Consider the following 5373-nt stretch of genomic DNA (forward strand, 5'->3'; position numbering starts at 1 on the left):
TACATGCTTTAGCACACAATTTAAGAAAGAGAGTTGCCTAAGAGGACAACTCTTTTCTTTTTTAATAATAAATTAAAAATCCATCCAAATAAAAATCCGCCTTACTTTTTAGTTGTGAGACGGATTCGTTTTTAAATGTATTGATTGAAACTTACCAGAATCTTACATAAATAGCGGTAAGCAGCAATAAAGTAATGACAATTAAAACCATTGTTCTTGAGTCTACCTTAAACATTTTGCTGTCGATGGCAAAAGCTTTCGGGTTGACTTTCGGTCCGGCAAGGCTGATCAGTACCATTACCACGATGGTAATGAAGAACGACCATCCCATGTTGATGAGGAACGGGATTTCGGTGATGGTGTGTACCACGCCGTTTTCCAGTTTTTCATAGGTGAATGCCGTATACAGCCATGTTTCTTTTCCGAAGATGCCGATGGCAAAGCTGTTGAAGAAGATCGCTAACACGAACCCTAAAATTACCCCTACCAAAGCAGCCGTTCCGGTGGTTCTCTTCCAGAACATTCCCAATAAGAACATGGCAAAAACCCCGGGGCTGATAAATCCGGTGTATTTCTGGATGAAGGTAAATCCTCCTTCCCCACCGATGCCGAGAACGTCGGTCCAGGTAAACGCAAGCGCGACCATCATCGCAATGATGATGACCCATCTTCCGGTTCTTACCATCTGGATTTCGGTAGCATCCGTTTTCAGGTATTTTTTATAGATATCCAGGGTGAAGATCGTTGAAATACTGTTTACTTTTCCGGCCAGGGAAGCTACAATGGCTGCGGTTAACGCTGCTACCGCCAGACCTTTCAATCCGGAAGGCAGGAAGGTTAGAATGGCAGAATAGGCACCATCCTTCACTCCGTTGAATCCCGGAAGCTGTCCTTTGGTATACAGCACATAAGCTGCAATCCCCGGAAGCATTACGATGATCGGCATAAATAATTTCAGGAACCCGGCAAACAGGATCCCGGTCCTTGCCGTTTTCAGGTCGGCTCCCAGCGCACGCTGGGTAATGTATTGGTTACAGCCCCAATAGTTCAGGTTAACAATCCACTGTCCGGCAAAATACATCGCCAATCCCGGTAATACCACGTATTTCTGAACGTCCATATTCTGAGGCATTCCCAAAGTCGTTGTGGTGGTGGTCGGTTTATCCAGCATTAATTTAAAATGTCCCGGTGCCTCATTCATCAGGGTATTGAATCCGGCCAGGGCATTTCCTACCGCTGCTCCGTTGATCCTCTGGTCAACGATCTGCAGGGCCATGTATACGGTAGCAAAACCACCGATGATCAGTACCGCTACCTGGATTACGTCGGTGTACCCGATTACTTTCATTCCTCCCAGACCGATCAGCAAAGCCATCAGCAGAAGAACGATCATAATGATGTGAAGGTGTTCGCCGCCCAGTAAAGTATCGATGGCCAATGCACCGAGATACAGGATGGAAGTCAGGTTGACAATCACATACAAAAACAGCCAGAATACGGCCATGATCAGGGAAACCGATTTGTTGTAACGGGTTTCCAGAAACTGCGGCATGGTGTAGATCTTATTTTTGAGGTAGATCGGGATAAACCATACGGCGATGATGATCAGGGCAACAGCGGCAATCCATTCGTAGGCGGCAACGGCCACTCCCACGAAAAATCCTTCACCGCTCATCCCGATGAACTGCTCCGCCGAAATGTTGGAAGCGATCAAGCTGGCTCCGATGGCCCACCAGGTCAAAGAACCTTCGGCAAGGAAATAATCTTTACTGCCCGTAGACTCTGATTTCTTCTTTTTGTAAATCCAGAGTCCGTAGGATGCTACCACCACAAAATATATTAAGAAGATGATGATATCAATGGTTGCTAGTTTTCCCATACTTATTTTTTAACAGAAAATTTATAAATGGTTTTGGTCTTGTATTTTTGTCCCGGCTTCAGCTCCGTGGAAGGGAAAGCAGGCTGGTTCGGAGAATCCGGATAGTGCTGGGTTTCCAGGCAGAATCCGCTTCTTTTTTCATATTTGCCACCGGTTTTGGTATCGAATTTTCCGTCCAGGAAATTTCCGGAGTAAAATTGCACGCCCGGCTGATCGGTCATTACTTCCATTACCCTTCCGCTTGCAGGGTGGTACACCGTAGCGATGGTTCTCATTCCGGTTCCGTTCAGGATCCAGTTGTGATCGTATCCGCCACCTAATTTCAGCTGCTCGTCTTCTGCATTGATGTCTTTGCCGATCGCTTTGGCAGCCGTAAAATCAAACGGGGTTCCCTTTACGCTTTTTTCTTCTCCCAAAGGAATAAGCGTCTTGTTTACCGGTAGGAATTTATCTCCGTTGATCTGAAGTTCATGATCCGTAATCAGATTGGAATAATTTCCGGAAAGATTGAAATACGAATGCTGCGTAAGGTTTACGACAGTCGGTTTATCGGTTTCTGCTTCGTAAGAAATTTCCAGGGCATTATCATCGGTAAGGGTATAAAGAACTGTAGTTGTTAACTTTCCAGGATATCCTTCTTCACCGTCAGCGCTTACATAGGTTAATTTTAAAGTTGGGAATTTGGCATCTTTCACCTGTTCTACCGTCCATATTTTGGTATGGAACCCTTCTTTTCCTCCGTGAAGGCTGTTCGGGCCGTCGTTTTTGTCAATGTCATATGTTTTGCCATCCAGGGTAAATTTGGCATTGGCAATCCTGTTTCCGTATCTTCCGATCAAAGCGCCGAAATAATACGGATTCCCGTTGAAATAATCTTCAGGTTTGGTGAATCCTAAAACCACGTCCTGGTATTTTCCGTCTTTATCGGGAGCGGTAAGCGAAGTGATGATTCCACCATAATTGATGACCTCCACTTTCATCCCGTTCCTGTTGCTTAACGTATATTTTTTAATGGAATCTCCTTTTGCTGTAACTCCGTAATATGAAACCTGTACATTTTCCATGGTATCTGAGTTCGTTTTATTGTTGTTTTCCTTTTTATTGCAGCCGAAAATACATAAAACTGCTAATAAAATGAATAAACTGCCTCCTATTTTTTTCATAATACATGATATTTGTTGAAGAATTAACGGTAATAGATTTCATTCCATCGAAGGGTATTCTTAAAATCACGGATTTTCGTGTCTTCATCAATCACCAGCGATTCGATTCCCGCAATTTCTGCGAAATCCTCCAGCTGATCCACCGTCAGGTTTTCACTGTAGCAGGTATGGTGCGCACCACCGGCCAGGATCCATGCTTCAGCAGCCGTATAGAGATCCGGAAGCGGTTTCCAGAGCACCCTTGCTACCGGAAGTTTCGGAAGTTCTTCGGTAATGTCCAGCGATTTTGTTTTGTTGATCAGCAATCTGAAATGGTTTCCGAAATCCATCAGTGCCGCAACCAGCGAATCGGTATTACCTCTTGAATTAAAAACCAGTCTTACAGGGTCGGCCTTTCCTCCGATTCCCAGCGGGTGGATTTCACATGACGGCTTATCAGCAGCCAGCACCGGATCTACTTCGAGCATGTGGGAACCTAAAATAGATGGGTTGGAAGGATTTAAATGATAGGTGTAATCTTCCATGAATGCATTTCCGCCTTCCAATCCCTGTCCCATGGTTTTCATGGCTCTCACCAAAGCGGCTGTTTTCCAGTCGCCTTCGCCGGCAAAACCGTATCCTTTTTCCATCAGTCGCTGGACGGCGATTCCCGGAAGCTGTTCCATCCCGTGAAGGTCTTCGAAAGTATCGGAGAATCCTTTGAAATTTCCGTCTTTCAGGAATTTTTCAAGACCAAGCTCAATTCTGGCAGCCGTTTCTAATGATTTTCTGTTGACACCGCCGGAAAGCAGGGATTCTGCCATTTTGTAGGACGCTTCATATTCTTCGATCAAAGTTTTTACTTCGCCCTCTCCGATGCCGTTGATCACACTTACCAGATCACCGATTCCCCAGGTATTAACGGAGAATCCGAATTTGGTTTCCGCTTCTACTTTATCACCGTCGGTTACGGCCACATACCGCATGTTATCTCCAAAGCGGGCGAACTTAGCACCCTGCCAGTCGTCCCAGCCGGCAGCCACACGGCTCCAGTCTCCGATCTGTTTCTGTACCCTTTCCTCTGCCCAGTGTCCCACCACTACTTTTCTGTTTTTGCGGAGGCGGCTCACCATAAACCCGAATTCACGGTCGCCATGCGCCGCCTGGTTCAGGTTCATAAAATCCATGTCCATCGTTGACCATGGAATATCCTGGTTGAACTGGGTATGAAGGTGCAGCAAAGGTTTCTGCAAAGCCGTCAGTCCGCGGATCCACATTTTAGCCGGTGAAAAGGTATGCATCCAGGTTACCACCCCGATACAGTCGGCAGTATGATTGGCGGCTACCAGGGTTTCGAAAATTTCTTCCGTTGTTTTTACGGTAGGCTTTAAAACCACTTTTACAGGAATCTGTGACGAAGCATTGAGGGCTTCCACGATTTTCGCTGAATGTTCGGCTACCTGTGCTAATGTTTCAGGGCCGTATAAATGCTGGCTTCCGGTAATGAACCAGATTTCTTTCGTATTGAGAGGTGTTAACATAGTTTATTAATGATGATTGATGATTGATAATTGATGATTGATGATTGATAATTGATGATTGATTTTTAATGCTGTTTCCTATAAAACCTAGCGGTTTTTGGAAACCCGTTAGGTTTATATGATTATTTTATGTTGAAGCTGTTGGATTCGTTTTTCATCAAACCTCATAGGTTTTAAAAACCTATGAGGTTTATATTTTAAAACAGCCAGAAGCTAAAAGCCAACAGCCAGCCGCCTGTTACTGTCCATAATAAGCATCTTTGCCGTGCTTTCTTTCGTAATGTTTTTTAATTAAAGAATCCTTTAACCGAAGCGCGTCCGGATTAATCTGTCTTGTGAGGTAAGCCATTTCCGCAATGGTTTCCAGGACTTTGCTGTTATACACCGCTTTTTCTGCATTTTTGCCCCAGGTAAACGGACCATGATTTCCGATCAGGACCATTTCCACTTCCTGCGGTGAGAGGTTTTTCTCTCTGAAACAGTTGAGGATCTGGATGCCGGTGTTGTATTCGTAGTTACCCTCGATCAGGCTGTCGTCCATCGGAGGGGCACATGGAATATCGGAAGTCAGGTGATCCGCATGGGTGGTCCCGAAAATCGGGATGTCCATCTGCGCCTGTGCCCATGCCACGGAATAAATGGCATGCGTATGGGAAATCCCGCCGATGTTTTCCCAGTTTTTATACAGATATGCATGGGTCTTGGTATCGGAAGACGGTCTCAGCTTTCCTTCGATGACATTCGCATCGTAATCCAGGATCACCATATCTTTCGGCTTTAAATCGGCATACGGAACGCCGCTCGGTTTGAT

General features: G+C 45.3%; 4 protein-coding genes. All 4 read right to left on the minus strand.

From position 1 onward, the window contains the following. Positions 1–151: 151 nt before the first annotated feature. Entirely contained in the window at positions 152–1879 is a 1728-nt protein-coding gene (locus QZ735_RS08525) for a sodium/solute symporter (RefSeq protein WP_294246899.1), read from the minus strand. A gap of 2 nt (positions 1880–1881) precedes the next feature. Beyond that, positions 1882–3042 carry an aldose epimerase family protein gene (locus tag QZ735_RS08530; protein WP_294246902.1) on the minus strand — a complete coding sequence of 387 codons (1161 nt, stop codon included), beginning with the start codon at positions 3040–3042 and terminating at the stop codon, positions 1882–1884. Positions 3043–3065: 23 nt separating this feature from the next. Further along, entirely contained in the window at positions 3066–4562 is a 1497-nt protein-coding gene (araA, locus tag QZ735_RS08535) for an L-arabinose isomerase (RefSeq protein WP_294246904.1), read from the minus strand. 238 nt (positions 4563–4800) lie between these two features. Beyond that, positions 4801–5373 (minus strand): L-ribulose-5-phosphate 4-epimerase AraD (araD, locus tag QZ735_RS08540; protein ID WP_294246906.1); only part of this gene is annotated, 573 nt, incomplete at its 5' end.

This window comes from uncultured Chryseobacterium sp. (assembly GCF_913776365.1).
In the GTDB taxonomy this organism is placed as follows: Bacteria; Bacteroidota; Bacteroidia; order Flavobacteriales; family Weeksellaceae; genus Chryseobacterium.

Excerpts from the sequence above, each read along its gene's own strand:
- QZ735_RS08525 (WP_294246899.1), bottom strand. The coding sequence starts at position 1,879 with ATGGGAAAACTAGCAACCATTGATATCATCATCTTCTTAATATATTTT.
- QZ735_RS08530 (WP_294246902.1), bottom strand. The coding sequence starts at position 3,042 with ATGAAAAAAATAGGAGGCAGTTTATTCATTTTATTAGCAGTTTTATGT.
- araA (WP_294246904.1), bottom strand. The coding sequence starts at position 4,562 with ATGTTAACACCTCTCAATACGAAAGAAATCTGGTTCATTACCGGAAGC.